Below are 4,641 nucleotides of genomic sequence, written 5' to 3'. Positions count from 1 at the left end.
TATTTACATAAAACTTTTAAACCACCAATAAATTTAGGAGTAGATAATGGGTTTTTTATTTTTAAACCTTTATGAAGTTGGTAATCTTCAATTATTACAATAACTTTGCTTAAATAAGAACAAATTTTATTTTTAAAATCATTTAATATTAAATACATATTATTTATTGCTTCTTCTTCAGAATTAGAACTAAAAGTAATATTATTAATTATTTTCTTTTTCAAAAAATTATAAATAATAATACCAGTTTGTCCAATTCCAGCAGGGTCAATTGCAATAATATATTTTAATTTACTTGATTTATTTTTTTCTCAAATTATAATATTTTTCATCCATCTGATGCTAAATCTAAAATATCGTTAATTTTGTAATGTTCCATATAAGAAGCAATAAGATTTCACTTGTCTTTAAATAAATTTAAGTACATTTTTGCTCATTCTAAACATTCCAAATCATAATGTTTTTTATGATGTGAAATACGACAATCAATAGGTTGACAATTAACTCAATCAAAAGATGTTGTTATTTCATCTCAAGTTTTATTAATATATTTACTTTTATATTCTGACATTATAAATAATCCTTTCATTAATTAGTTTTACCTAATGCTCAATGTTCATCAGTAATATCTTCAAATGAAACTAGATAACTTCTGAGCATTAATTCATTTATTTTATTAATAGTTTTTTTATTTAACTTTTTCATATTTCACATCCTTACTAGGTAATTTGTCATATTTAGAATTATCTATTCTACAATATTGTTAAATCTTCGTACATTTTAGTCATGCATTCATCAAAGTGCTCAAATTCACTTGTAATTTTATTAATTCCTTTTGTTAATCCTGATATTTCTATTTCTTCTTCACATTCTTCACAACGAATAAAATCTATTCATATATCTTTTTTATATAATTGTTGTTGTTTTAATTCTGTAATTTCATTTTTAAGTGCTTCATTTTCTTCTTTAAGTTTGTTAAATTTAATTGATTCTGTTATATTCATTATTCATCCTCCTCAATAACAGTAACAGTTAATTGTTCTAATTGTTTTTTTGTAATTTTAACCTTATCTAAATTAGCATTAGTTAAATTAACCCAACGTAAATCAGCATAAGATAAATCAACACCTAGTAAATATAATACTTCTTCTTCTAAATAATCACTTATTTTATCTTGTTCAACATCAATTTCTGTTAAATCTTTTATCATTTCGTGTAATGTTTTCATTTTATAATTTCCTTTCTGTAAAAAAACATAGTATTCCTTTATTGGTTAATATTTTGATATTTATTAGATAATTTATTTTAGTATTTAATTACTTCGCCGCCCGCTTCACTTCGGGGGTGAGCGGGGGCGGATAGGATATTTTGATAGAGTTTACCCCCCACGGAAATAAACAAAAAAAACAGCTTATCCAGTTATTAATTACGCTTCATCCATCCCTACACAACTTTAAATAAAGAAAATAACCTTTTGGAGCTCCTCCCTCTTGTTTTTTAGTGTCCGATATTGTTTTTTTCGGTTTAACAGCACTCTTTTTATGAAACAAGCCAAAAACACACGCTCTGACATTTCGCGGGCTACTAACCCCGCCGAGAATTAAAGAAATAAATAGGAGTAGTAAATCCAATCGCTTTCACACTTTCTTTAAGGCTTCGTGTCATAGATGAGTTATCCATCTTTAAGCATCAAAATATTAAGTTTTAGTATTGCATTATTCATCAGATAGTACCTTTATTAAAAATGATATTATTAGTTGTTTAAATATCTCATTATCTCTATTAATAAACCGAAAAAATATAATAAATCACAGAAAGGAAATTATAAAAATTAACTAATTTGTAGGGAAAATAGGTTAATTTTTAATTTTAAAGATACTATCTGATGAATAATGCAAATAAAAAAATCGCTCTTATAAGCGATTACTTTAATTTATATTTAATTACTTTATTTATATTTTTTATAAAAAATCAACTTTTTTCTTACTACCAATTTCATAATAGCTCCTTTACCATATGTTTTTTCAATTTCTTTCATTACATTTTTTAAAATTTCATCTTGGTCAAGAGGTTTCGTTTGAGGAGGAACTGGTTTATTATCTTCCATTTTTTTATTCTCCTTTCTGTTTATTTTTATCCTTTTTTACTATTAATTCCTTGTTCTTTTTCTAAAATTTGTTGTAAATGTTTAATTATTGTTGTAACAGTTGCAACTTTAATTTGTTTTCGTGATCAATTTGGATTAAATGTTAATGCGAATGTTGTTGCTTCGTTTTGAAAAAGAATAGTTGCAAATCCCGTTCCAATTGGTAAATTGTCTAATTGACCTGGACCAGCATTACCAGTAAAACTTACGGCAATATCACTATTAAATTGTTTTTGACAAGCAAAAACCATTGCTTCAGCTGTTTCTTTTGAAACAACACCATATTTTGTAATTATTGATTGAGAAACATGGCCAACTTTAATTTTAATTTTATTGGTATAAGTGACAATACTGCCTAAAAAAACTTGACTAGCATTTGGAACATTAGTTATATAATGACTAAACAGGCCGCCTGTTATTGATTCATATGCTGCAATTGTCATTTGTTTTTGTTGAAGTAATTGTACTAGTTCTTTAACCATTTTTCTTCTCACCTCATAAACTTTCTTTAATATTATACATTTATATAATATAATATGTAAGTAATATTAACATAGCAAGATAAGATATCTTTAGAAAAGAGGACTTAAAATGAATTGAGCTAATCGTATTACATTAATTCGGATTTTTTTAATCCCAGTTATTATTGCTTTAATGGTAATTGTTCCATTTGAAAATAGTTCCTTATATAATGGATGAGATCAATGATTAACAATTAAAGGAGATAATGTTACTTATTCATTGCCAATTAGTTATTTAATTGCTGGGATTTTATTTATTATTGCTAGTTTAACTGACTTATTAGATGGCTTTATTGCTCGTCGTTATAATCAAGTGACAACATTTGGGAAATTTTTTGATTCAATTGCAGATAAATTATTAACAAATACTGTTTTAATTGTGTTTGCTTGTGCAAACATTATTCCAGTTTGAATGGTAGTGTTGTTAATTGCCCGTGATTTTGTAATTGATGTTGTTCGCCAAATTTTAGCAACACAAAAAGTAGTAATGGCTGCTAATCAATTAGGACGAGTGCGAGCAGCAATGGAAATGTTTGGAATGACAGTTTTGTTTTTTATTGGTTTTCGTATGTTTAATGGCCATTCTTTACAAACAGGACAATGAGATGAATTTGGTTGAGTGAACCAAATTATTATGATTCCAATGTATTTAGCTACGGTATTATCATTAGCAGCAGCAGGAAATTATATTTTCTTAAATCTTAAAACATTATTTGATATGACAGTTATTAAAAAACCAAAATTAGAAAATGGACAGGACAACAATGAAAAAAACAAATAATAATTTAGGATGAGCTGTTGTTACTGGTGCTAGTAAAGGATTAGGATATTGTTATTGCGAAGAATTATTAAAACTTGGTTATAATGTTATTGCCGTCGCTCGTGATACAAGCCCTATTACAACTTTACAACAAAAATATTCAGCACAAACAATTAAAATGATTAATTATGATTTAAGTAATTTAGAGAATTGTGAAAAATTATTTAATGATGTTGCAAAAGATAATGTAACAATCTTAATTAATAACGCTGGATATGGTGTATGGGGTTATTTTAGCGAATCTAGTTTAGAACAAGAAATGAACATGATTGATTTAAATATTAAAGCAGTTCATATTTTAACAAAATTATTTGTGCAACGTTTTATAGCACAACAACAAGGACGTGTTTTAAACATTGGTAGTTTAGCGGCATTTACGCCAGCTTCAGTTTTTGCTAGTTATTATGCTTCAAAAGCTTATGTTTGAAGTTTAGGCGTGGCTATTAATACAGAATTGAAAAAAACAAAATCACCAGTTCGAGTTATTACCTTATGTCCAGGACCATTAAAAACTGATTTTTGAAATCGAAGTAGTAACCAGAAAGATGCAAAATACCATTCAACTGTTAAAGTTATGAAAACATCTACTTATGCTCGAAAAAGTTTATTAAAAGGATTAAAAGTAAAAAGAAAAAATTATATCATAACGGGAAGTGTTAATAAAATTGTAAAAAAATTAACAAAATGAAGTCCCCAAAGTTGAGTATTAACATCGGTTTACAATTATCAAAGAAAACGAAAATAAAAACAACATTGTTGTTTTTATTTTTTTATCTTTTATATTCTTTATCTGATAATTGTTGGCTTACTTTTTTTAAGTTTGCTATTTTATTAAGGGTTTAATGCTATTATTTTTCTAATTCGGCATTAGTTGTTTTTAATTTATTGACTAATTTGTTATAGTTTTCAATATATTTTTTATATATAATTTTGTGAAAAATAACTTAAAGTTTAAAAAAACTTTTGCTGCGCTTTTCAAAGTATTTGGGAAAAATTCTAAGCGTTAAGCGAAGAATTTTATAAAGGTTCCCAAATTTGTTTGAAAGAACCTCAAAACTTTTTTTAACTTGTAAGTCATTTTATCACAACAATTTAAGAAAGTCAACCGCTCGGCCAAAAATTATATTTACTTGACAAATTAAAAAAATAATTAT

The 4,641-nt window shown here is 26.1% G+C and carries 8 protein-coding genes; 2 read left to right on the top strand and 6 right to left on the bottom strand.

Annotation, left to right across the window (positions count from 1 at the left end):
- From C6B38_RS08920 to C6B38_RS08900, 6 genes are all read right to left on the bottom strand, one after another.
- A partial coding sequence (locus C6B38_RS08920; protein ID WP_146693380.1) for a hypothetical protein occupies positions 1–332 on the bottom strand: 332 nt, incomplete at its 3' end.
- Positions 317–589 carry a hypothetical protein gene (locus tag C6B38_RS08915; protein ID WP_146693379.1) on the bottom strand — a complete coding sequence of 91 codons (273 nt, stop codon included), beginning with the start codon at positions 587–589 and terminating at the stop codon, positions 317–319. The genes C6B38_RS08915 and C6B38_RS08920, both read right to left, overlap by 16 nt.
- Positions 590–752: 163 nt before the next feature.
- The gene (locus C6B38_RS08910; protein WP_105299357.1) at positions 753–1,004 is read right to left on the bottom strand and encodes a hypothetical protein; all 252 of its coding nucleotides are present in this window, start codon (positions 1,002–1,004) and stop codon (positions 753–755) included.
- Positions 1,004–1,228 carry a pentapeptide repeat-containing protein gene (locus C6B38_RS08905; protein ID WP_105299356.1) on the bottom strand — a complete coding sequence of 75 codons (225 nt, stop codon included), beginning with the start codon at positions 1,226–1,228 and terminating at the stop codon, positions 1,004–1,006. The genes C6B38_RS08910 and C6B38_RS08905 overlap by 1 nt, the downstream gene beginning before the upstream one ends.
- Before the next feature lie 720 nt (positions 1,229–1,948).
- Positions 1,949–2,107, bottom strand: coding sequence for a hypothetical protein (locus C6B38_RS10440; RefSeq protein WP_162475949.1), 159 nt, complete (start codon positions 2,105–2,107; stop codon positions 1,949–1,951).
- A gap of 26 nt (positions 2,108–2,133) precedes the next feature.
- On the bottom strand, positions 2,134–2,628 hold the full coding sequence (locus tag C6B38_RS08900) for a CinA family protein (protein ID WP_105299355.1): 495 nt from the start codon (positions 2,626–2,628) through the stop codon (positions 2,134–2,136).
- Between the two features lie 109 nt (positions 2,629–2,737).
- Here C6B38_RS08900 and pgsA point away from each other — a divergent pair, with 109 nt between their 5' ends.
- Positions 2,738–3,448: a CDP-diacylglycerol--glycerol-3-phosphate 3-phosphatidyltransferase gene (pgsA, locus tag C6B38_RS08895; RefSeq protein ID WP_105299354.1), complete on the top strand. Its 711-nt coding sequence runs from the start codon at positions 2,738–2,740 to the stop codon at positions 3,446–3,448.
- Positions 3,432–4,232 carry an SDR family NAD(P)-dependent oxidoreductase gene (locus C6B38_RS08890; RefSeq protein WP_105299353.1) on the top strand — a complete coding sequence of 267 codons (801 nt, stop codon included), beginning with the start codon at positions 3,432–3,434 and terminating at the stop codon, positions 4,230–4,232. The genes pgsA and C6B38_RS08890 overlap by 17 nt, the downstream gene beginning before the upstream one ends.
- Positions 4,233–4,641: the final 409 nt, after the last annotated feature.

The organism is Spiroplasma sp. ChiS (genome assembly GCF_002968355.1).
Taxonomy (GTDB): Bacteria; Bacillota_I; Bacilli_A; order Mycoplasmatales; family Mycoplasmataceae; genus Spiroplasma; species Spiroplasma citri.
Note: the sequence above shows the minus strand (reverse complement) of the source record. Positions and strands in the feature narration are given on the sequence as shown.